Source organism: Streptomyces sp. JLYT201, from assembly GCF_059448825.1.
In genome coordinates, this window is the sequence record NZ_CM182551.1 from 434336 (window position 1) to 456959 (window position 22624).

At 72.9% G+C, this 22624-nt stretch carries 16 protein-coding genes and 1 pseudogene; 8 read left to right on the forward strand and 9 right to left on the reverse strand.

Annotation, left to right across the window (positions count from 1 at the left end):
• Positions 1 to 4: 4 nt before the first annotated feature.
• Both AC5WAM_RS01720 and AC5WAM_RS01725 read right to left on the reverse strand, forming a co-directional pair.
• Complete coding sequence (locus AC5WAM_RS01720) at positions 5 to 415, reverse strand: hypothetical protein (RefSeq protein WP_495521263.1); 411 nt, start codon at positions 413 to 415, stop codon at positions 5 to 7.
• A gap of 38 nt (positions 416 to 453) precedes the next feature.
• On the reverse strand, positions 454 to 1419 hold the full coding sequence (locus AC5WAM_RS01725) for an LLM class F420-dependent oxidoreductase (RefSeq protein WP_495521264.1): 966 nt from the start codon (positions 1417 to 1419) through the stop codon (positions 454 to 456).
• A 144-nt stretch (positions 1420 to 1563) separates the two neighbouring features.
• Here AC5WAM_RS01725 and AC5WAM_RS01730 point away from each other — a divergent pair, with 144 nt between their 5' ends.
• From AC5WAM_RS01730 to AC5WAM_RS01745, 4 genes and pseudogenes are all read left to right on the forward strand, one after another.
• The gene (locus AC5WAM_RS01730; RefSeq protein ID WP_495521265.1) at positions 1564 to 2781 is read left to right on the forward strand and encodes a glutamate--cysteine ligase 2; all 1218 of its coding nucleotides are present in this window, start codon (positions 1564 to 1566) and stop codon (positions 2779 to 2781) included.
• A 135-nt stretch (positions 2782 to 2916) separates the two neighbouring features.
• A complete protein-coding gene (gene sph, locus AC5WAM_RS01735) occupies positions 2917 to 3882 on the forward strand; it encodes a sphingomyelin phosphodiesterase (RefSeq protein ID WP_495521266.1) in 966 nt (321 codons plus the stop codon).
• A gap of 151 nt (positions 3883 to 4033) precedes the next feature.
• A pseudogene (locus AC5WAM_RS01740) lies at positions 4034 to 4240 on the forward strand (LysR family transcriptional regulator); the annotation flags it as partial.
• A gap of 95 nt (positions 4241 to 4335) precedes the next feature.
• Complete coding sequence (locus AC5WAM_RS01745; RefSeq protein ID WP_495521267.1) at positions 4336 to 4776, forward strand: SRPBCC family protein; 441 nt, start codon at positions 4336 to 4338, stop codon at positions 4774 to 4776.
• A gap of 11 nt (positions 4777 to 4787) precedes the next feature.
• Here the strand turns inward: AC5WAM_RS01745 and AC5WAM_RS01750 are convergent, their stop codons facing one another.
• Entirely contained in the window at positions 4788 to 5534 is a 747-nt protein-coding gene (locus tag AC5WAM_RS01750) for a methyltransferase domain-containing protein (RefSeq protein ID WP_495521268.1), read from the reverse strand.
• Positions 5535 to 5672: 138 nt separating this feature from the next.
• Between AC5WAM_RS01750 and AC5WAM_RS01755 the strand changes: the two genes are divergently transcribed.
• Positions 5673 to 5867: an antitoxin gene (locus tag AC5WAM_RS01755; protein ID WP_138965465.1), complete on the forward strand. Its 195-nt coding sequence runs from the start codon at positions 5673 to 5675 to the stop codon at positions 5865 to 5867.
• 52 nt (positions 5868 to 5919) lie between these two features.
• On the opposite strand, the gene AC5WAM_RS01760 is transcribed toward AC5WAM_RS01755, so the two are convergent.
• The 3 genes from AC5WAM_RS01760 to AC5WAM_RS01770 all read right to left on the reverse strand — a co-directional run bounded on the left by AC5WAM_RS01760 (position 5920) and on the right by AC5WAM_RS01770 (position 15113).
• On the reverse strand, positions 5920 to 7149 hold the full coding sequence (locus AC5WAM_RS01760; protein ID WP_495521269.1) for an FAD-dependent monooxygenase: 1230 nt from the start codon (positions 7147 to 7149) through the stop codon (positions 5920 to 5922).
• A 129-nt stretch (positions 7150 to 7278) separates the two neighbouring features.
• Positions 7279 to 11418: a hypothetical protein gene (locus tag AC5WAM_RS01765; protein WP_495521270.1), complete on the reverse strand. Its 4140-nt coding sequence runs from the start codon at positions 11416 to 11418 to the stop codon at positions 7279 to 7281.
• A 2-nt stretch (positions 11419 to 11420) separates the two neighbouring features.
• Positions 11421 to 15113 (reverse strand): hypothetical protein, encoded by a 3693-nt coding sequence (locus AC5WAM_RS01770; RefSeq protein ID WP_495521271.1) that lies wholly within the window; start codon positions 15111 to 15113, stop codon positions 11421 to 11423.
• A 480-nt stretch (positions 15114 to 15593) separates the two neighbouring features.
• Here AC5WAM_RS01770 and AC5WAM_RS01775 point away from each other — a divergent pair, with 480 nt between their 5' ends.
• Positions 15594 to 16319 carry an SIR2 family NAD-dependent protein deacylase gene (locus AC5WAM_RS01775; RefSeq protein WP_366794503.1) on the forward strand — a complete coding sequence of 242 codons (726 nt, stop codon included), beginning with the start codon at positions 15594 to 15596 and terminating at the stop codon, positions 16317 to 16319.
• A 74-nt stretch (positions 16320 to 16393) separates the two neighbouring features.
• Here the strand turns inward: AC5WAM_RS01775 and AC5WAM_RS01780 are convergent, their stop codons facing one another.
• Positions 16394 to 16732 (reverse strand): hypothetical protein, encoded by a 339-nt coding sequence (locus tag AC5WAM_RS01780; protein ID WP_495521272.1) that lies wholly within the window; start codon positions 16730 to 16732, stop codon positions 16394 to 16396.
• A 260-nt stretch (positions 16733 to 16992) separates the two neighbouring features.
• Here AC5WAM_RS01780 and AC5WAM_RS01785 point away from each other — a divergent pair, with 260 nt between their 5' ends.
• Complete coding sequence (locus AC5WAM_RS01785; protein WP_495521273.1) at positions 16993 to 17340, forward strand: hypothetical protein; 348 nt, start codon at positions 16993 to 16995, stop codon at positions 17338 to 17340.
• Between the two features lie 7 nt (positions 17341 to 17347).
• On the opposite strand, the gene AC5WAM_RS01790 is transcribed toward AC5WAM_RS01785, so the two are convergent.
• Both AC5WAM_RS01790 and AC5WAM_RS01795 read right to left on the reverse strand, forming a co-directional pair.
• Positions 17348 to 18823, reverse strand: coding sequence for a cellulase family glycosylhydrolase (locus AC5WAM_RS01790; RefSeq protein WP_495521274.1), 1476 nt, complete (start codon positions 18821 to 18823; stop codon positions 17348 to 17350).
• Between the two features lie 169 nt (positions 18824 to 18992).
• Entirely contained in the window at positions 18993 to 20378 is a 1386-nt protein-coding gene (locus AC5WAM_RS01795) for a S41 family peptidase (protein ID WP_495521275.1), read from the reverse strand.
• 362 nt (positions 20379 to 20740) lie between these two features.
• On the opposite strand from AC5WAM_RS01795, the gene AC5WAM_RS01800 reads away from it, so the two are divergent.
• Complete coding sequence (locus tag AC5WAM_RS01800; RefSeq protein WP_495521276.1) at positions 20741 to 22471, forward strand: sigma-70 family RNA polymerase sigma factor; 1731 nt, start codon at positions 20741 to 20743, stop codon at positions 22469 to 22471.
• Positions 22472 to 22624: the final 153 nt, after the last annotated feature.

The following is a 22624-nucleotide window of genomic DNA, read 5'->3' on the forward strand; positions in this document are numbered from 1 at the left end:
CCGCTCAGGCCCCGGCGGGTGGGGCCCCGCGGTCTGCGCCCGTCAGGCGCAGCTGGACCTGCACCTCCTGGTCGCCCGACACCGTGCCCTCGGCCGCGGCGCTGAAGGCCCCTTCGAGCACCGCGCGCAGCCGGTCGACCGCAGCCGGGCCGCCCTGAAGGTCGGCGGTCACGGAGCCCGAGAGGAGCACTCCCGGCACCGGGCCCGGGGCCCGGGAGGCCTCGAAGGAGCCGGTCCAGACGGCGGGCCGCGTCGCCTCGGTCTGGCGTGGCGCGTCGTCGCCGCGGTCGCCGCGGAAGTGCGTGCACAGGGCCTCGAAGACCGCGTCCGCGTCGGCGGCCGAGCAGTCGCTGAGCACCACGTGCACGAGGTCGGGGGACGAGGGCGGCGGCTGCGGGCTCGGTGTGTCGTTCATGCTGTTCTCCCGTCGGGTCGTGGGTGGCTGGTGCGGCGTCACAGGTCGCGCAGCACGGGCAGCAGTTCCTTCTCGGCCCAGGCGATGAACGGCAGCTGGTGGTCGCCGCCCACCTGGACGAGGGCGATCTCGGTGAAGCCGGCCTCCGCGTACGGGCGCACCGCCTCGACGAACGCGTCGACGTCGGCCCCGCACGGGATCTGCCGTGCGACGTCCTGCTGCGTGACGTGCTGGGTGGCTGCGGCGAAGCCGGACGGGCCGGGCAGTTCGGCGTTGACCGGCCAGCCGCCCACGCTCCAGCGGAACTGCTCGTGGGCGCGGGCGATCGCCGCGCCCTCGTCGGGGTCGTAGCAGACGGGCAGCTGGCCGACGCGGGGCTTGCCGCTGCCGCCGTGCCGGTCGAAGGCGTCGAGCAGCTCGGGCTTCGCCTCGGTGGCGATGACCAGGTCGGCGTGGCGGCCGGCCAGGGCGCACGACAGCTCGCCGGAGACGGCCACGCCGAGGGGCGGCGGCTCGTCCGGCAGGTCCCACAGGCGGGCGTTCGCCACGTCGAAGTGGGTGCCCTGGTGGTGGACGGTGTCCCCCGAGAAGAGCGCCCGGATGATCCCCACGGCCTCTTCGAGCATCTCCAGCCGGACCTCGGGGGCGGGCCAGCCGCCACCGACCACGTGCTCGTTGAGGTTCTCGCCGCTGCCGAGCCCGAGCCGGAAGCGGCCCTCGCAGAGCAGCTGCATCGTGGCGGCCTTCTGGGCCACCACGGCGGGGTGGTAGCGGAACGTCGGGCAGGTCACGTACGTCATGAGCGGGATCCGCGAGGTCGCCTGCGCGGCGGCGCCGAGCACGCTCCACACGTACGGCGCGTGGCCCTGCTCCGCCAGCCACGGGAAGTAGTGGTCCGAGGCCACGGAGAAGTCGAAACCGGCGCTCTCCGCGGCGACCACATGCTCGACGAGGGAGCGCGGTCCCGTTTGCTCGGTCATCATCGTGTAGCCGATTTTCACCATGATCTACGCTTTTGCCTCACTGGCTCGCCTGAAACCCACGAACCCTGATGGCGGACAGCACACGGCTGCGCCCCCGCCGTCGGGGTACTGGGTACCGAGTGGCCCCCACAGTCCGAAGTAGGCGGGCCGGAGAGGCGGAGTCCGGTGCGTACCGTGGGTGTGGAGGAGGAGCTCCTCCTGTTCGACCGTGACAGTGGGGAGCCGCGGGCCCTGTCGACGGCTGTCCTGGCCCGCGCGGCCAGGGACTCCGACGGGCACGGCGGTGCTGAGGAGAGCGGGAACGGGGACTCCAAGCAATCCGAGGGCTCCGAGGAATCCGAGGGGGCCAAGGCGTCCGAGGGTTCCGAGGTGTCCAAGGGATCCGAGGACTCCGAGGACTCCGCCTTCGAGAAGGAGCTGCACGGCCACCAGATCGAATTCGCCACGCGGCCGCAGTCGGACATGGACAGCCTCTCCGCCGAGATCGTCCGGTGGCGGGCGGAGGCGGCCCGGCACGCCGGGGACGTCGGCGCCTCGGTGGCCGCCCTGGCCACCTCTCCCCTGCCCGCGAGCCCCTCCGTCAACGTGGGCAGCCGCTTCCAGTGGATGGAGGAGCAGTTCGGCCTCACCACCCAGGAGCAGCTGACCTGCGGCTGCCACGTGCACGTCGCGGTGGAGTCGGACGAGGAGGGCGTGGCCGTCGTCGACAGGATCCGGCCGTGGCTGGCGGTCCTCGTCGCGCTGAGCTCCAACTCCCCGTTCTGGCAGGGCAAGGACAGCCAGTACGCCAGCTACCGCAGCAGGGTGTGGGGGCGCTGGCCGATGGCGGGCCCCACCGAGCTCTTCGGCTCGGCCGAGCGGTACGAGCGGCAGGTCAGCGACATGGTGACCACCGGGGTGCTGCGCGACCGTGGCATGGTCTACTTCGACGCCCGGCTCTCCCACCGCTACCCCACCGTCGAGATCCGGGTGGCGGACGTGTGCCTCGACGCGGGCACCACCGTCCTGATCGCCGCGCTCTGCCGGGCCCTCGTCGAGACGGCCGCGCGGGAGTGGCGCGCGGGCACGCCGCCGCTGGGGCACGGCGTCAGCCTGCTGCGGCTCGCCGCGTGGCGCGCCGCGCGCTCCGGCCTGGACGGCCCGCTCCTGCACCCGCTGTCGATGCGGCCGGTGCCCGCCGCCGAGGCGGTACGCACCCTGCTCGACCACGTGCGCGACGCCCTCCACGACACCGGGGACCTCGCCCTGGCCCGCGAACGCACGGCACGCCTCCTCGCCCACGGCGCCGGGGCCCACATCCAGCGCGACCTCCTCCGGCGCACCGACAGCCTGCGCTCCGTGATCACGGAATGCGTCCGACACACCCAGGCGCCGCCGACGTGACTGCGGCTCAGCCGCAGGTCATGATCCTCCCCACGCTCACCCGCACGTCAACCCGCCGTAACCCACGCCGCCTTGGATGACCGACGCCGGTGCTTCCAGCCGGCGCCCGTCCCCACCCCCACAGGGAGAGACTCCGTGCCCCACCCCACCCCCCGCACCTGCCTCGTGGCCCTCGCCACGGCGGCGACGCTGGCCGCGACGGCCCCGAACGCGTCGGCCGCCGAGGCGCCGCCCCGCCTGAAGGTGCTCACGTACAACGCCTTCCTGTTCAGCAAGACGCTGTACCCGAACTGGGGGCAGGACCACCGGGCCAAGGAGATACCGGCCGCCGGGTTCTTCCGGGGGAACGACGTCGTCGTGTTGCAGGAGGCGTTCGACAACTCCGCCTCCGACGCGCTCCAGAAGAACGCCTCGGCGCTCTACCCGCACCAGACGCCGGTGGTGGGCCGGAGCAAGTCCGGGTGGGACGCCACCGGGGGCGCGTACTCCGCGCTGACCCCGGAGGACGGCGGCGTGACGGTCCTCAGCAAGTGGCCGATCGTGCGCAAGGAGCAGTACGTCTACAAGGACGCCTGCGGCGCGGACTACCACTCCAACAAGGGGTTCGCCTACGTCGTCCTGGACGTGAACGGCACGAAGGTGCACGTGGTCGGCACCCACGCCCAGTCCACCGACCCCGGCTGCTCGGCGGGCGAGGCGGCCACGACGCGCGCCAAGCAGTTCAAGGAGCTGGACGCGTTCCTGGACGCCAAGGGCATCCCGGCGAACGAACAGGTCATGGTCGCGGGCGACTTCAACGTGGACTCGCACAGCCCGGAGTACGCCTCGATGCTCGCCGACGCGGGCCTCGCGCCCGCCGACGAGCGGACCGGGCACCCGTACTCCTTCGACACGCGGGACAACTCGATCGCCGCCGAGCGCTACCCGAGCGACCCCCGCGAAGACCTCGACCACGTCCTGCACCGCCAGGGCCACGCCCGTCCTTCGGGGTGGAAGAACGACGTGGTCAAGGAGCGGAGCGCGCCCTGGACGGTGTCGAGCTGGGGCAAGCAGTACACGTACACCAACCTCTCCGACCACTATCCGGTGGTGGGCGGCTGACGGACCGCCCCCCCTCGGGCTCATGTGGCGCCCGTCCACGCGTCGGCCCCGAAGGTGCCCTTGACGTCGGAGGCGAGGGTGGCGGCGTTCACCCTCGCCTCCCAGGCGTGGACGGTGGTCTTGCGGGGGCCTGCCGCCGTGCTCGGCGGCAGGCGTGCGCCTCTTCGCCCGCACCCCGCGCGGGGCCCGGCTCACCATCGACGGGCAGGCGTTCCTGCCGCACGCCCGGGCGCTGCTCCTGGCCGAGGAGCGGGCGGCGGCGTCCGTGCGCCCGGGGCGGCGCGCCCTGCGCGTGGACGTGGTCGGCCGCCGGGTCGCCACGGCGGGCCTGGTGCGCGACTTCCACCGCGCACTCCCCTCGTCCGGCCGAGCCGGACACCGGCGTCTGGAAGCCGCACCGGGCCCGCTGAGGCCGGGGCCGCGGGGCCCGGTGGCGCTGTCTACGATCGGCGTATGGCCCTCTTCCAGCTCGTACGCACCACGCCGCTCAGCCCCGACGAGGCGTGGCGGCGGCTGACGGACTGGGAGCGGCACGGCCAGGTGATGCCCCTGACCAGGGTCACGGTCTCGGGAGCGGAGTCCGGGGGTGCGGGTGCCCTGCTGACGGCGCGGTCCGGGGTCGGGTTGCTGGCGTTCGACGACGTGATGGAGGTCGTGCTCTGGCAGCCGCCGCGGGGGCGGCGCGGGACCTGCCGCCTGGTCAAGCGCGGCTCGTTCGTCACCGGGTGGGCCGAGATAGAGGTGGGCCCCGAGGAGGCGGGCGCGGGTGCGCGGGTGGTCTGGCGCGAGGAGCTGGGGGTGCGGTGGCTGCCCGGGGCGGTGGATCCCGTGGTGGCGCGGGCGGCTTCGTGGCTGTTCGGCCGGGCGGTCGACGCGCTGCTCGCCGGGCGCTGACCGGGGCGCGGTCAGTCGAGGGGCTTCTCCCACACCGAGACGTGCTGGGTGCTCTCGCTGGTGAAGGGCCGCCGGTGCCAGTCCTCCCAGCGGTCGCGGAGGCGGAGTCCGGCGAGCCGCGCCATCAGGTCGAGCTCGGCGGGCCACACGTACCGGAACGGGATGGCGCGGTGCTCGGCGCGGCCGTCGACGATCGTGACGTAGTGCGAGCTCAGCGCCTGGGTGGCCACGTCATAGGTGTCGAACGCCCACCGGGTGGGGCTGATGTGGAACGGCACGGCGGTCTGCCCGGGCGGCAGGAGGCGCAGATCGGGCACGCCGACCTCGATGACGAAGCGGCCGCCGGGGCGCAGATGGGCGGCGGCGTTGTGGAAACAGGCCACCTGGGCGTCCTGCGTGGTGAGGTTGTTGATCGTGTTGAAGACGAGGTAGACCACCGAGGCGGACCGCGCGTCCTCGACGTCGGTGGCGGCGAAGTCGCCGATGGTCACGGGCACCGCGTCGCCGCCGGGTTTGTCCCGCAGCCGGGACGCCATGGCGCGGGACATCTCGATGCCGCGCACCGGGACGCCGCGCCGGGAGAGCGGCAGGGCGATGCGGCCCGTGCCGATGCCGAACTCCAGTGCCTCGCCGTCGCCCGCGAGGTCGGCGAGGAGGTCGACGACGGGGTCCACCGCCTCCGGGCGGAACATGTCGGCCGACGACTCGTCGTAGGTGGCGGCTACGTCCTCAGCGAAGTGTCCGTCCTCAGGGAGCATGCCGGGACGGTAGCGCCCGGGGCTGAGGTGACGCACGGGGTTTTCCCCCGCACGGGATGCGTTTCCCCCGCACGGGATGCGGATCGGTCGGTGCGCGGTGAACCTGGAACCAGGGGCGACACCGCAAGGAGACATCCCATGTCTGTGCTGGACAAGCTCAAGCAGATGCTGAAGGGCCACGAGGACAAGGCGGGCCAGGGCATCGACAAGGCGGGAGACTTCGTCGACGACAAGACGCAGGGCAAGTACAGCAGTCAGGTCGACACCGCCCAGGAGAAGCTCAAGGAGCAGCTGGGCGGCGACCAGGGGCAGCAGAACCCGCCGCAGTCCTGATCGAGGAACCGAGTGGTCCGGGCCACGGCCCGGACCACGGGGTCTTCGTGCGCTACGGGCGCCGGTCGCCGCCCGGCGAGGTCCGCGCGTGCGCGGTGCGGGCGAGCTTCGGCCCCAGCCAGCGCTTGAACCGGCGCAGCGCCTCGACCTGCCCGGCGGCCTTGTCGAGGCCGTAGTAGAGCTGGGGCGGCACGTACGGCAGCAGCGGTGAGTGGCGCTGGCCGAGCAGGGCGAACATGCGGTGCGGCGGCAGGTGGATGTACCGCGGCAGGCTCTCGTACCACCGGGCGCTGTAGCGGGCGGCGCTCTGGACGGGCAGGAGGGCGGCCTCGCGCTCCTGCTGGTAGGCGGCGAGCGCTTCCGGGAGCGTGGGGTGGCCGCGCAGGGCGGTGGCCAGCGCGACGGCGTCCTCCAGGGCGAGGGTGGTGCCCGCGCCGATGGAGTAGTGGGTGGTGTGGGCGGCGTCGCCGAGGAGGACGACGTTGTCGCGGTACCAGCGCTTGTTGGTGAGGGTCTGGAAGGTCAGCCACTGGGCCCGGCCGTCGCTGGAGGAGCGGCCGATCAGGGGGTGCCCGTCCAGGAGGTGGTCGAAGAGCTTGCCCAGGAGGGTCAGGCCTTCGGCCTCGTCGGCGCGGTCGAGGCCGAGCCCGGTCCAGGTCTCCGGGGCGCACTCGACGACGACGGTGCTGCCCTCCGCGCCGTAGCCGTACGCGTAGGCCCAGATCCAGCCGTGGTCGCTCTCCACGAAGGCGAAGGTGAAGGCGTCGAAGACCTTGGTGGTGCCGAGCCAGATGTACTGGTTGCGTCCGGCCGTGACGTGCGTGCCGTGGTGCTCGGGGTGCTCGCCGCGCAGCGTGCTGTGCAGGCCGTCTCCGGCGACGATCAGGTCGGCGTCGTGGGGCAGTGCGTCGGCCGTCATCTCCTGGCCGAACTCCAGGCGTACGCCGAGGGACCGGGCCCGGGCGGCGAGCAGGTCGAGGAGGCGGTGGCGGCCGATGCCGAAGCCCTCGTCACCGCGGTGGCGCGTGACGGCGTCCCCCACGTGGGCGACGCCGTCGCGCCAGCGGACGGAGGCCTCCTCGACGGCGCGCGCGGACTCGGGGTCGTGCTCGTGGAGCTTGTCGAGGAGCCCGCGCCAGTACGTGACGCCCCAGCCGTAGGTGGAGCCCTCGGGGTTGCGCTCGTGGACGGTGATCTCGGCGGCCGGGTCCTGCCGCTTCAGGAGGATGGACAGATAGAGACCGGCGGGGCCGCCACCGACGCAGGTGACCTTCACGTACACCTCTGCAAGTTGCTCATGATGACCATGCGACGACAGAGAGTAGCAGCAGGGGTGGCTGTTTCCCGACGTGCTGCGAGGGGCCCGGGCCGCGTTCCCCCGCGGCCCGGGCCCCTCGCGGCGACCGGCTCGCTACAGCTTGAAGTCGATCCGGCCCAGGAGGCCGACCGTCAGCTCGAAGTAGTCGGCGTGCACCAGGCGCCGGGCGGCCGGTACCGGGGTGCCGTTGACGGTGACCGTGTCGGTCGCCGTGTCCTTGTCGGTGCGGTACAGCTCGTGCTCCTGGACCAGCAGCCGGTACAGGGTGAGGGGTTGACCGGTGGGGGCCGGGATGCCGCCGGACCAGGCGAAGCCCGTGCCGTCGGCGCGGCAGACCAGGTCCGCCGGGGTGCCCAGCTCCTTCCAGTCCATGTCGTCCTCCCCCGCGAGCGCCCGGCTCTGGAGGGTGAGGGTGACCCGGCGGCAGGCGGCCGCTGCGGTGACGCCGGTGCCGCTCATCTCACCCAGTTCGTTGTACGTGGCCGGGCCGGTGAGGGTGGCGGTGAGCTGGTCGCCCTCGCGCCGCCCGGTGAGCGTGCGCGGCGGCAGGAGCTGGGCGAACTCCGCCCGTTCCACCTTCGACAGGTGCAGCGGGTCGATCGCGTACGGCTGGTAGCGGGCGAGGGCGAGGCGCAGATAGGGGAAGTAGGCGGTGGCCGCGCCGCTGCCGAAGTCCACGTCGATGTCGACGTACCAGAGCCTGCGTGCCGTGTCGTACGCGGGGGTGAAGGCCGCCGCGTCGACCAGGACCGGCTCCGTGTCGGGTGAGCCGGGCAGGCGCAGACCGGTGGGGCGCTTCTCCGCGTTCGGGAAGTGCGTGGCCTGCGGGCGCGGCAGGACGGTGGTGTCGGACCAGACGGGGTCGACGCCCCAGCGGGTGGCGACGGTGTCGGGCAGGGCGGTGCCGGTGTCGAGCACCACGGCGAGCATCTCGTCGTCGCCGGAGGAGTACCAGGGGCGGTTCAGATAGACGCGCAGGCCCGCGGGGCGGCGGCGCTGGGTGACCGCGGCCCGCTGCTGGTCGACGCTGCGGTCGTGGCGCAGGGTGGGCACGGCGTAGGCGACGGCGGGCGGCTCGGGCCTGCGGGAGCTGGGCACCGGCAGGGGGGCCGCGGTCGGGCCGAGGCGGGTGACGTTGGCGCGGTCCTCGGTGATGGTGGGGTGGAAGTACTCGCGGAAGCGGGTGACTGCGGTCGGCGTGTACCGGACGTTGCGGTGCCGGGTGTCGCCGAACTCGTGGGTGCGGGTGACCCGGTCCTCGTCGTCGGCGTAGGCGAGGGTGATGTCCTCCAGCTGCTTGTGGCCGTCGACGCGGGTGGGCGCGGGCTGGGTGACGTCGTCGCGCCACTCGCTCCAGCGGGCGTCCACCTCGACGTGGCCGGTGCTCTCGGCGTGGCTGGTGACCTGGATGGCGATGTGGGCGGCGGTCTGGTCGGCCGTCCGGAAGGCGCTGAGTTCGGCGAGGCGGGGCGGCTGGACGGGCTTCTCCACCGCGTGCACCAGGGTGACCTCGGTCCAGGGCGTGAGCATCCAGTTCTCGCCGTCGGCGGTGGCCCGGGTGAGGAACGCCCTGTCCTGCTCGCGCAGGTCCTTCCAGAAGGAGGACTCGGTGAGCAGCCCCCACTGGCGCAGCAGGGGGAGCTTCTCCGGGTCCAGATAGCAGCTCAGGCGGACCGTGGCGATCTCGCCCTTGGGCAGGTACACCTCCAGGACGCGCTGGGTGAGGCCGTCCCAGTGCGGTTCGCCGCTGCCCTCCCGGATGCGGATCTTGAACGGCTGGGCCTGTGGCCAGGGGCCGGGGAAGGGGATCTTGCGGTTCTCCCGGTCGCCGGGCAGGCCGCGCAGCATGACGCCCTCGGCGAGGACGTCCGGGAGGTACGGCAGGCGCAGTTGGTGGGTGTCGTGCACGACGAACTCGCCCCGCTTGAGCCCCGCGCCGCGGCGCGCGAGCGGCAGCGGGGTGACGGCCACCGGGTCGTGCACGTCGTGCTTGGCGATGTGGATGGAGCCTTCGAGCAGCAGGTCGTGCGGGAGGTGCGGCCACTGCGGGTCGCGGACGACGGTGTCCAGGAACGACCCGGATTCGCGGGAGGCGGCCGCGAAGTACTCCTCGCGCACCCGGTCGGGCTTGGTGGCGCCGAAGGCGGCGTCGAACACGCCGTGTTCCTCGGCCATTTGCAGGGCCGTCTTCGGCGGTGCCACGTGTCGTTCCGCGATCGGCTTGTACTGGCGGTCGAGGCCGTCGACGTCGGAGTGCGCCTTGTGGTCGGGGACGTCGGAGCGCCACAGGACGTACTCGTCGGGCGAGATCTGGCGGCCGTCGTCGGTGACGGTGCTGCGGATGACCAGGCGCTCGGTGGACTCGCCCTCGTTGAACGGCAGCAGCGGCACCACCACGGGCTGCGGCACGGGTTCCCAGCGGCCGTAGGTGATCGCGTCGGAGCGGACGGCGTCGGGTGTGCTCGCGGTGTGGTCGAGGCCGTTGCCCGCGAGGTCGACGACGCGGGCGCGCATGCGGTATGTGCGGCCGAAGCGCAGGGCGGGCAGCGAGCCGGGCTCCGCCGTGAACCGGGTCTCCAGGGGCACGTCCGGCGACACGGGCGGGGCGGGTGCCTCCGGTTCGTTGTCGAGCCCGATGGTGCGGCCCGGCCGGGGTGCGGCGAGGCTCCAGCCGTTCCAGCCGCAGACGGCCTGGTGACCGTAGAGCACCTTGGAGGTGGCGGAGACGGCCGTCACCGCGCTGGCGCGCACCAGGCCCTCGTCGGGGCGGACCTGGAGGGTGACGGGCTGCTGGCCGGGCCAGCGGATCGTGTAGCGGCCGCGGCGGCGCAGCAGCGACTGCCACTGGCGGACGGCGCCGGTGGCCGGGTCTACGGTGCCGATGTCCACGCGGTAGCCGCGGACCAGGTTCTCCGCGGTCAGTTCGGCCACTTCGCCGTTGGTGCGGCGCTTGAGGTCGGTGCCGATCTGCCCGGCGAGGTAGTGGTCGCGGACGGTGTGCATCAGGGTGATGCCGCCGCCGCGGGCGGCCGGGGTGGCCGTGCCCGCGACCTGGTGGGCGACGGAGCCGGGGCTCGACGGCACGTCACGGTCGTGCAGGGCCGCGATGGTGCGGGCGTAGTCGAGGTGTTTGAGCGCCGCCCCGTCCACGTCCAGTTCGGTGAGGTGCCAGGTGTCGGGGGCACCGAGGTTCAGCATCCTGCCGGTGATCAGGCCGCCGGTGGCGGCGGCCGCTTCGAAGACGCTGCCCCGGACCAGCCGGAGGGCCGTCCAGGGGCGGAGCGGCTCGGCGTTGAGGTCGTCGGCGTGGGGCACGTCGCCTGCGAAGCGCACCCGGACGCGGGCGCCGTCGGGGATGCTCGCGGGCAGCGTGAACCGGCGGTCGACGACGAGGCCGAACCTGCGCTGGAGCTCCGGGTAGTCGCCGAGCAGACCGCACGCCTCGTGGAAGTCGACGCGGTGCTCTTCCTCCTCCTCGGCGGCCAGGGCCTCGGCGGACGGCCTGGGCCGGTCGTAGAACAGGGCGGTCTCGGCCAGGGGCAGCACGTGCTTGTAGTCCTCGCTGGTGTACAGCGGGGTCGTACGGTCCATGACCCGGGGAGTGAGGTCGTCCGCGGCGGCGCGCGGGACGTCGCTGTGCTGGTTGAACGCCCGCTTCACCGCCTCGTAGCCCGTGGCCAGGTTGCGGCCCATGTCCAGGACCTCACGGGTGATGATGTCGGGCATCAGATACAGGGCGGGCGCCTCCCAGCCGCGGTGGTCCGTCGGCGGCTCCTCGCACAGGACGCTCTCCTGGCGGGCCCATTCCCCGCCGAGGCGGCTGCGCGTCGTGGTCACGGCGACGGCCCGGTACACGTCGGTGATCTCGTCGTGCACCATCTTGCCGGGGAAGGAGCGCAGGGTGTCCGGCGCCTCGGCGGCCAGCGCGGTCGCCTGCTCCGGCGGGGACACCGGGGTGGTGTCCTTGAACAGGGCCTTCCACGTGTCGAGGTCGGCCGGGGGGTAGTGGCCCGTCGGCTCGTGCCGCGTGACGTAGGTGTGTTCGGGCTTGTCGAACTCGAACCAGAGCCCGGCCAGCAGGGTGGCGAGCCGCTCGGGCCAGCGGATGAACGCCTCGGACTGGCCGAGTCGGCTGATGCCGGTCAGGTTCGGGGTGACGAGGACGGACACGCGTACGGTGTCGCCCTCGATGACGCCGTCGGGGAGGACGGTCCATCGGATGCTGTCCACCATGGTCAGTTCACCTCCGCGAAGGCCGTGCAGTAGTCGAGGACGGGGTCGACGCGGGCGCCCGTGACCGGGTCGGTGTACGGCGACATGAGGTCGACGAAGGACGGCGGTGTGAGTTCGGGTTCGGCCGCGGCGCCCGCGAACGCGGTGAGTCTGCCGCTGCCCGCGAACTTCTTCTCGCAGCGGATCGTCACGGACTTCGAGAAGAAGCCGATCTCGATGCTGATGGTGAGCCGGGCGCGGCCGACGGCGTAGCCGCCTTCGTAGCCGAGTTCGAGGTAGAGCTCGATGGAGGCGGAGACGATGCCCAGGACGTCGACCTCGCCGCGGGCGCGGAGGTAGCCGACGAGCTTGACGTTGGGGCGGGTCTCCTTCAGGTCGGGCCTGCCCGGGTCGGGCGTGACCTCGACGAGTTCGAGCCGGAAGTAGACGCCCGCCATCACGGACAGGCTGCCGCTGGCCACGCCGAAGTTCATGGACACCGCGGCGCCGAATTCGACGGCGGCGTCCAGGACGGCGATTTCCTTGGGGTTCAGGACGATGCCGAAGTAGCCGCCACCGCCGAGCATCGACACGGTGAGGCGGAAGGGCGCCTCGCGCCGGCAGAAGGAGAAGCCCGCCTGGAGCGGGGTGTTCCCGATGAACGGCACCGAGAGCATCGCGTTCAGGGAGAGGTTCTCCAGGCTGAACACGCCCACGGCCGCGTTGGGCAGCTGCATCGAGTAGTTGGCGTGGATGCCGGAGGTGTCGACGGTGAGGGCGGGCGGGTCACTGAAGCCGTCGAGCGGGATGAGGTTGCGCAGGGTCTGGATGAACTCCAGGTGCCCGATGAAGTCGACGCCGCCGAACTTCACCTCGACATCGGGCTTCTGGCCCGCGCGCATGGTGAAGCGGATCCGTTCGAAGTCCAGGGCGATCGCTTCGAATCCGGGGACCATGCGCAGCTTGAAGCGGCCCAGCGTGCAGGTGACGTCGGCGGCCTGGGGCACGTCGGGCCGCAGTGAGCCGCGCAGGTCCGCGACGAGGCTCAGTTTGCCGATGGGCCAGAAGACGGCGTCCTTCTCCTGTTGCGGGGGGTCCGTCCTGCCCGGCGTCCACGCCGTGATGTCCGGCTGCCACTGGATGCGGGAGTTGACGACGTCCGGCAGCTTGGCGCCGAGCGCCGCCATCTTGATGGCGTCCCGCAGCGCGATGACCTGGCCCGCCCCGTTCTCGTACGTGGCGGTCGCCTCGGCGATGCGGGTGAGCAGCTGCCGCACGCCGGTCTCGACCCCGGCGGGCAGGCCCACGCGCAGTTCCCTGAGGGCGTCGGCGAAGGCACGGAAGGCGGTGTCGACGTCCTCGATGCGGGTGGGGTTGGGGGCGTGCTCCAGATTGCTGGTGATGTAGGCGAGGAGCACCTCGACGAAGCGCGTCGCGGTGTCGACGACGCGGATGACGCGGTCGGCGGTCTGCGGGAACTGCTCCTGGACGGCGGCCAGGGTGTCGCGCAGACCGCGCAGGTCGTTGAGGAATCCGGTGACGGCGTTGACGGTCGCCGTGAGGAAGTTCGGCGCCTTGAGCCGGTCGAGTCCGGCCTCCTTGAGGATCGCCGACAGCGGGAACATGCCGAAGAGCTTGGCGTCGTTGATCTGCTTGAAGTAGTCGAGGGGGTTGAACCGGCCCTGGAGGAGGTTGGCCCATTTGTCGGCCGGGTCGGCGGCGGGCCCGAGGGCGGTGGTGGGGACGGCGGCCACCGGGCCGGTCAGCCGGGACAGGCCCGCGACGGAGAAGTTCGGCTGGGCGAGGGCTCCGGCGCTCTGACCTGCGGAGCTGAAGGTCAGCGGGAAGGGCTCGACGAGCTCGATGAACAGCTGGCCCTTGTTGGCGTCGGTGAAGGCGTCGCGCACGTACGGCTCGGGGTGGAACACCGACTTCGGCTGGTCGCCGCCGACGCCGGTGCCGAAGCGGCTGAGGGCGGGCACGACGGCCCGCGCCCAGCGCACGGTGGGCAGGAACAGGGGCTCTTCGGCGGCGACCGGGTCCGGGGCGAGCGCGGCGCCCCAGATCAGCCGGCCGGTGGAGAGCGTCGTGTCGTCGGGCTTGTTGCTCGGCGCGTAGGCGACGGCCTGGCCGCGCACGTCGGCGAGGGCCCGTGTGACCGCGCCCTGGGTCAGGTCGGGCTCGGTGGGGCTCGGTTTGGTCTCGTCCGGCGTGTAGTAGGTGATGATCGTGCCTACGTCGTCCCGGTTGCCGTACAGGTTCTTGCCGACGAAGGCCATGGGCGTGCGGAACTCGACGAGGCGGCCGTCCAGGTCGGTCATGCTCACCTGGAACTGGAAGGGCACCTCTCCGTCGGTCTCCGGGAAGAAGGCGAGCTTCTCGTTGGGGTGCTGGGGGTCGGTGGCCAGGCCCGGGATGGGGCGGGGCTCGTGCAGGTCGGGGGTGACGAGGGTGAGCAGGCGGACGCTGGTGAACGGGAAGCGGCGGCGCAGGCGCTTCAGTTCCTCGGTGTCCTCCGGCGCTCCGTAGCGGCGGACCGGCTCGCGCACCATGATGAAGAAGCGCTGGTTGAGGTAGGCCGCGTTGTCGGGCCGCTTGTGGTCGAACTTGCGCTCGGTGACCTTGACGAGGTCCGCGAGGTGACCGAAGGGGAAGAGCCGCCCCCGGTACATGACGCGTACGTAGTGGTCGCGGCCCAGGGAGGCGCGGTGGCGCCACTGGGTGACCTGGAATCCCTCGGGCGGGCGGTCCCAGCGGCCGAGGGAGTCGAGCCAGCCTCCCATGGCGGACAGCATGAGGTTGTCGCCGGTGAGCGGCGTCGGCCGGAAGCCGCCCGGAAGGCCGGTGTTGGAGGTCAGGTGCACCACGGACGACCGGTCCTCGGGGGTCATCGCCATGGTGAACTCGTTGCCGTCGGGGGGCAGCGGGTGCGGGTTTGCGGGGTCGAAGCCGGGGTCGCGGGTCCAGAGGGCACGGGCGCCGGTGGCGGGCAGCCGGGTGTGCCACAGCTCGACGCGGCCCGTGGGGTCGGCGAGTTCGCTGGTGTGCGACCAGGTGGCGCCCTGGGGCGGTGACAGCAGGAGCCGGTAGGGCAGTTCGATGCCGGTCTTCGGGTCGTCCGGGTTCGCGAGCGGGTTCTCCGGCCGGGCTCCGGCGGCGAGGTCCGCTGCCGGGGCGGCGAGCAGCCCCGCGTCGACGGGCGCGTCGGTGCCGTGCCGGGCCGCGAGCTCCGCCACCGTGCGGGCCAGGCGCAGGGCGTGGAAGACGTTGTCGGGAGCCTCGGTCACGGTGTGGTGCAGGCCGGCCGCGGCGGCCGGTTCCCTGGCGGCGTCCACGACGCGCAGGGGGAGTTCCCGCATCGCGTCCAGGAGGCCCTTCTCGGTGTAGGTGACGGAGCTCTGGGCTCCCACGCCGAACACCAGGACGCTGCGGCCGCCGATGCGCGAGGCCACGGGCGGCGGCTTGTGCGGCTCGTCCCCCGCGAGCCCGGCGGTTTCCGGCAGGCCGGGACTGATCTCGAAGAAGGCCCGCTCGACGACGTGCTGGGGGCCGAAGGTGACGACGAGGTAGCCCGGCTGGTCCGGCTTCTGGCGGACCAGCCGGCGGGGTTCGAGCAGGGGCTTCTCCAGGCGCAGGCCCAGGAAGCGGAAGTGGAGGTCGAGCAGGTCGGTGGCGCGCAGCAGACGGTAGGGCTGCGGAGGCGGTGGCACGGACATGGGTTCCCCCGTTGCCGGGTCCGAGGACCCCGTAGGGCGGCATGGTGTGTCGCGGAAGTGGCGGGAAGGGCTGAAGGGATCGAGGGAGGTGCGTCAGGACGTCGGCGTCACGGCCGACCCGCCTGGCGTGTGGTGGGAGGGGGTGGCGTGCCCGCGCCGTCGGCGGAGCGAGGCGTGGCTGAGCCGCCACTGAAGCGAAGTGAGATGCGCCCTGGGATATGTGATCCATGGTTCTATCGCACGCCGCAGGTTGTCGTCGCTGTCAATTTCGGCCTTCATGCCGGCTCCTGCCCGCACGCCGCTTCCGCCCCGGGATCCCCGCTCGGCGGGGGCGTACGGCGCTGCGTACGCGCAGCTCACCCCCTGGGGCGAGCTGGGGGTGGTGCCGGGCGCGGCACCGGACCGGTGCGCGGGCGCGACGCGGTGCGCCCGGCGAAATCCGTTCGCCGGTGCGCGCACGCGCGCCCTACGCTCGGCGGCATGAGCAAGCCCCTCGTCGCCCTTCTCAGCGGAGCCGGCATCTCCACGGACTCCGGCATCCCCGACTACCGCGGGCCGAACGGCCTGTGGCGGCGCGATCCCGAGGCCGAGAAGCTCGTGACGTACGAGTACTACATGGGCGATCCGGAGGTCCGGCGCAGGGCGTGGCGGATGCGGCGGGAGAACCGCACCCTGCTGGCCCGTCCGAACGCGGCGCACCACGCGGTGGTCGAACTGGAGCGCTCCGGCGTCCCGGTGCGGGTGATCACGCAGAACGTGGACGGGCTGCACCAGCTGGCCGGGATGCCGGACCGCAAGGTGCTCGAACTGCACGGCTCGGCACGGTCGGTGGTGTGCACCGGGTGCGGTGCGCGCGGGCCGATGGAGGAGGCGCTCGCCCGTGTCGAGGCGGGCGAGCCGGATCCGGCGTGCGAGGCATGCGGTGGTGTCCTCAAGTCGGCGACGGTGATGTTCGGCGAGCGGCTCGATCCGGAGGTGCTCGGCGAGGCCGTGGCGATCACGAAGGCCTGCGAGGTGTTCATCGCGGTGGGCACGAGCCTCCAGGTGCAGCCCGCGGCGGGCCTCGCGGGTCTCGCCGCCGACTTCGGGGCGCGCCTCGTCATCGTGAACGCCGAGCCGACCCCCTACGACGACCGGGCCGCTGAGGTGGTGCGCGAGCCGATCGGCACGGCGCTGCCGGAGCTGCTGCGGGAGCTCGCCGCCTAGACCGCTCCCGCCGCGCGAGGGGTGGACGGCGGGGCCAAGGAGGGGCGGCCCCGCCGTCCTGGGGGGAGTGGCTCTCAGCCGAACGTCACGCTGCGCGCGAGGGGATCGGTGAAGGTGCGGCCGTCCCCGGGAACCACGGTGTCCGCGAGTTCCTCGCAGCCCTGGTCGTAGTACACCCGGGCGACGGCGTCCGTGCGGTTCCGCACGCTGGTCGCGCCTTGGAGCAGGAGGTAGCACTCCCCGTTGTCCGGGTCGTTGATCTCCAGGTCGCCGGACTGGGACGAGTGGTAGAAGAAGGTCCCGTCGGCCGCGTGGGCGGTACTGGCGGGCAGGGCGGTGAAGACGGCGAGGGCGGCAGCGGCGGCCAGGGCCGCGCGCGTGCTGCGTGCCGACGTCATGCGTGTGGCGGTCATGGGTGCCACGGTTCCGCACGGGGGTGGAGTCACCCAGGGGACACGCTCCCAGAGAGCCGGGAAGTCGGAGCGGGCAGCTGGTTCGCACGCCCGGGGCGCACGCCCGGGGCGCACGCCCCGGGCGCCTCTCGTCCGTCGCTCGCGGACCGCGCGCCGAGCGGCTCCCCCGTCCGGGTGAATGGCGATAGGACCGGCATATGTGGACATGTGCGTGGGAAGCGAAGGCCCGTTGTACTCACCACTGTGAAAGGACCGCGCGCATGCGCTTCCGCACCGCCCTGGCCGCCGCCGCGGGCGCTCTCGCCCTGATCGTCACCCTGCCCGCTTCGGCCACCGCGGCCGACGGCCAGTTCCAGTACACCTACAGCGGGCTCGACGGCAGGCCGCAGGTCACCGTCATCGAGGACCCGCAGAGCTGGGAGTGCGTCGCGCTGCCGGAGGTGTTGGACCCGGATTCCAGCTCCCCGGCCCACTCGCCGCGCAACCGGACCGACGTGTACGCCGAGGTCTTCACGGAGCCGGACTGCACGGGTGACTCGTTCACCTTGCGCCCGCGCACCGGATACGGCACCGAGCGCCTCAAGCTCCGTTCCGTGATGTTCTTCTGACGGCTATTCAGTGATGTGTGCCGCCCGGACCCGGCGTGACCCGCACCTCCACCGCCGCGTCGCGGGCGGCCCACACCTTCACGTGGCCCGCCCGTCCCGCGGGCACGCCGTCGGTGCTGGTGTGCGCCCCGCGCCCCGTGACCTCGACGCGCCATCCGGTGGGGCTCGGCGGCAGGGACAGCTCGGTGGTACCGGGGCGGCGCACGGCCCGGTAGGCGAGGCGGTAGGTGCCGGTGCCCGGGTCGTGGACGTCCTCGCGTACGGTTCCGGCGACCGCGGGGGCGTACGGCGTGGCGGTGCGCTCCTTGTTCGTTCGGAAGCGGCCGTCGGGGTCGAGCGCGCAGTAGCCGCCGCCGTAGCACCACACGTAGCCCGCCCAGCCGGAGGAGTAGCGGTTCAGCGAGGCGAGGGCGTCGTCGTAGAAGCGGCGCATGTGCGGCAGGCCGCTGTTGAGGGGGCCCCACTCCCCCACCACGACCGGCAGGGAGTGCTCGCGCGGGTAGGCGGTGACGGCCCGCTCGTACGCCTCGATCCAGCCTGCTGACGGGTCGTAGTCGGCGCCCGCCTCCATCGCGGTGTTGTAGAAGTGCGGCGCGTACACGACCCGGTCGTCGTCCACGCGGCCGAGGCCGGTGGGGACGCCTTCGCCGACGATCGGGGTCGGCTCGACGAACAGCCAGGCCGAGCGGTCCCGGGTGCGGATGGCGGCCGCGAGGCGGTTGTACAGGGGGGTGAGCTGGGTCGTCTCGATGCGGCGGGCGGCGCTCGCCAGGTCCTCGCCGGGGCGCGGTTCACCCATCGGTTCGTTGATGAGGTCGTAGCCGAGCAGCGCCGGATGGCCGCCGAAGCGGGCGGCGAGGAGGCGCCACATGCGGGCCTGGGCGGTGCGCAGGTCCGCGTCCTCGTAGAGGTGGGTGAAGGCGCGCTGGACGGCGGGCTCGAAGTACTCGGCGAACCAGTCGTCGGGGTGCGGGGTGAACGGCAGCCCGTCGGTGCGCGTCGCCCAGCGGGGGATCCCCCGGTGGCCGAAAGCGGGTCCGAACACGTCCTGGTGGGCGTCCAGCACGACCTGGATCCGGTGCTTGTGGGCCCAGCCGAGGATCCGCTGGATCTTGCGCAGATAGCCCCTGCTGTAGTGGCCGCGGCGCGGCTCCAGGTCGTCCCAGAAGACGAGGAGCCGAGCGACGTTGAAGCCGCGGGCGCGCAAATCGCCGAAGTGGCGTTCCGTGATGGCGCTGAGGGCCTCGGCGCCGTGGTGGGTCTTGTCCTCGACGTTCCAGCCGCGCAGGGTGAGGGTGCGGCCCCGTCGGTCGGTCAGGCGCGGGATGCCGGTCGGTTCCGCCGGGGGTGACGCGCCGACGGCTCCGCCGCGCGGGCCGTCCGCCTCGGCGGCGGCAGGTCGGGCCTGGACCGTGGGGGCCAGCGCCCCGCCCAGGAGGGCGACGGCGAGGAGCGCGGCCGGAGCCATGCGGCGCGGGGCCATGGCGGACCTCCGGTGGTGGACGGGAACACCCTGGGTGTCAAGGTGTTCGCGCCATCCAACCTGTTGACTGACGGCCCATCAAGATGTGTGCGTGAGAGTTTGGTTGGAGTTCCCGTCGCACGTGGTGGACCCGTCCGTCCGCCGCCCCGCGGCGCGCCGGTCGCGAGCCTTAGTGCGCCTTCAGGACACGCAGGGCGCGGTCGAAGGCCGAGTCGCGGTTCTTGGCGAACTCCTCCTTGGTGAAGACGGGTTCGGTCAGGTGCGGCGGAACGCCGGTGCCGTCGAAGGTGCGGCCGGTGCGGGTCAGGAACTCCTCGTTCGGCAGCCAGGCGACCATGCCGTTGGGGAGGTTGCGCGCCAGGACGTCCGAGAACACGCCCTGGGTGGCCTGACCGACGCGGACGACCTTGCCGGGCCGGTCCATCAGTGCCTGGGTGAAGGTCTCCCCCGCGCTCACGGTCGAGCCACCGGTCAGCACGGCGATCGGTCCGGTGTAGCGGGGAGCGTCGGCCGGGCGGACCCGGACGGGCTCGGGGCGGGTGTGCCTGCCCGGGTCGGCGGGGTCGTTTCGGGCCCGCTTGGCGTAGGCGACGTAGGGCGTGTCGGTGAGGCGCTCGGCGATGCGGATGCCGAGCACGTCGGAGCCGCCGCCGTTGACGCGCAGGTCGATCATGAGGCCCTTCAACCGCCGGGTGCGGTCCTTGCTGAGGATCGCGTCGAGCGCCCGGTCGAGCTCTGCCGCGTGGGCGGAGAAGGGAGCACCCGCGGGCACGTACCCGGCGAAGCCGGAGATCCGCAGATAGCCCTGGCCGCCCGGCAGATCGGCGTAGGTGATCCGGCCGCCCGCGAAGTCCTTGCGGTACGTGGCGTGCTTCAGGTCGCGCTTCTCGATGAACTTCTTGACCTTGGCGTCCAGTTCCTTCGTGGGGTCGACCGTGCCGGGGCGGACCTCGGCGTAGACGCGGTCGCCGTCCATGACCGCGACGTGGGCGTCGTACAGCGGCTTCACCATCCTGCTGAAGATCGAGAACAGTTCCTTGCGCGTGGTGTCCGCGTGCACCTGGGGCCGGTACCGGTCGCGTACGGCGTCCCAGTCGATGCCCCGGGCCGCGAAGAACGGGTAGTTCTCCGCGAACGACTGCCAGAACACGTCGAAGGACGCCCGGGGGCCCTTCGGGCCCTGCCGCGTGCAGTCGTCCGGCAGCGCCTGGACGCGCCGCAGGGCGCGGTGGCCCACGGAGCTGTCGAAGCTCAGGGTCGCGCGCCGCCCGTCGGGCCCGGTGCGGACGGTGACGACGGTGCCGTCCTGCGTGGTGTAGCGCCCGGCGCCCGTGCGCCGGGCCGACTCGCCCTTGAGGCAGCTCACGGCGGTCGTCTGGTACTCCTGGAAGGTTCCGTTCCGGAGCGCGAGGACGGTGCCGTAGCCGTCCATGCGCCAGTAGCCGTCGACGGTCGGCCGCTCCTCGCCGGTGGCGGGACGGTCCTTCGCGACGGCACTCGGCGCGGCGCCCGCGGCAAGGGCCAGGACGACGGCGGTGGCGGTGGCGATGCGCACGGTGGAGCCTTCCGGGTAGGGGGCGGATGACGTGAAGGGGTGCGGTGACGCGGGCGCGTGACGCGATCCGCGTCGGCATCACGGTCCCGCACACGGCCCGGCACGGCCATCCGGCTGGCCGGTGCGGCGGGGGTGGGGACAACCCCCGCCGATCGGCACGGACCGACGCGCGCCCCGCGCGCCGCCCGGCCCGTCCCAGGCCTCGCACGCGTCACCCGAAGCGACTGCGGCCTCGCACCGCGTGACGTGACTCAGGTCTCAAAGTGATCTGCGCGGTTTCTGTTATCCCCCCGCGCCCCACAGGATCTCCGATGCAGTGGGCGTACTCAGCACCACGCAGCGATCAGGACAGGAGATGTGCCGTGCAGCACGATCAGTGGGAGCCGCAGCAGGGGGACGGCACCGGCCTCACCGCTCTCGTCGTCGCGGGCCGGGCCGGGGACGCGCGGGCCCAGGACGAGCTGGTCGCCGCGTTCCTGCCGCTCGTGTACAACATCGTCGGCCGCGCCCTCAGCGGGCACGCCGACGTCGACGACCTGGTGCAGGACGTCATGGTGCGGATGCTCAGAGGGCTTCCCGGCCTGCGCGACCCGGACTCGTTCCGGTCCTGGCTCGTCGCCATCGCCATGAACGAGACCCGCCGCCACCAGCGGCCCGCGCCGGTCGACAGCGGCCTCCAGGACGCGTACGACGTCCCGGACCCGGGTGGGGACTTCACCGACGTGACGATCCTCAGGCTCGGCCTGTCCGGGGAGCGCAAGGAGGTCGCCCGGGCCACGCGCTGGATGGACGACGACCACCGGGAGCTGCTCGCGCTGTGGTGGCTGGAGGCCGCGGGTGAGCTGTCCCGCGGTGAGGTCGCCGCGGCCCTGGAGCTCACGCCGGAGCACACCGCCGTACGGATACAGCGCATGAAGGCCCAGCTGGAGGCGGCACGCGTGGTCGTGCGCGCCCTGGCCGCCGAGCCGCGCTGCCCCGTGCTCGCCCAGGCGGCGTCGGGCTGGGACGGCAGGCCCTCCGCGCTGTGGCGCAAGCGTCTGGTGCGGCACACCCGTGACTGCGCGGCCTGCGGGGGCCTCGGCGCGCGCCTCACGCCCGCGGAGGGGCTGCTCGCCGGGATCGCTCTCGTGCCGCCGCTGCTGGTCATGGGCGCCGGGCGCTTCTCCGGAACGGGCGCCGGGGCCGACACCACGGCATCCGTCGCGTACGCGGGAGAGGACAGGACGCATACACAAGCCATGTACCAGCACGAAGCGGGACCTTCGGGTGATGTCGGCGCTGGCGCCCCTGACGTGACTCCCCTCTCCCCAGCGGGCGCCCCGGGCTCCCGTGCGCGGCTGCGGCAGGGGCGGCGCAGCGTGCGTCGGCGGCGGCAGGCGGTCGGCGCGGGCGCTGGTGTGGCCGCGATCGCCGCGCTCGCCGGTGTCATGCAGCTCGCCGACGACGCGCCCGGCCCGTCGGACAAGGGCGCGGCGGTGGCGCTGGAGTCGAGCGGGCCCTCCGCGTCGCCGACGGTCACGAAGGAGCCGAGCCGGTCGCCGTCCCCGTCCGCGTCGCCGTCGAAGGCCAAGAAGACCAAGTCCCCCTCGCCGACCGCGAGTCCCTCGCGCGCCAGCAGGAAGAAGACGGCCGAGCCGCCGCGGCCCGCCCCCTCCCGGAAGGCGGCGCCCCGCCCCACGACCAAGAAGCCCGCGCCGCCCGCGCCCTCCGGGTCGAAGGCGCAGCAGGTCCTCAGCCTGGTCAACGCCGAGCGCGCCAAGGCCGGGTGCGGCCCCCTCACCCACAACAGCAAGCTGGCCACGGCCGCGCAGCGCCACTCCGCCGACATGCGGTCGCGCAACTACTTCGACCACACCTCGCCGGACGGCACCGACCCGGGGCAGCGCATCACGGCCGCAGGCTACAAGTGGAGCACGTACGGCGAGAACATCGCGCGCGGCCAGCAGACCGCCGCCTCGGTGATGGATGCCTGGATGAACAGCGAGGGCCACCGCGCCAACATCCTCAACTGCTCCTTCAAGGAGCTGGGCACGGGGGTCGAGGAGGGCGAGGGCGGCCCGTGGTGGACGCAGAACTTCGGGGCGCGGGGCTGATGGTCCGACCTGGCGAGCGGGCGGACGGGCCGCCCCGGCCCGGCGGGCGGTGCGTGGTGGGGCTCGACTGCGCCCACCGTCCCGCCCAGCCGCCCGGCCGGCCTCGGCCCCCTCCCGGCCGCCCTCAAGCCGCCCGGCAGGCCCCGGCCGCCC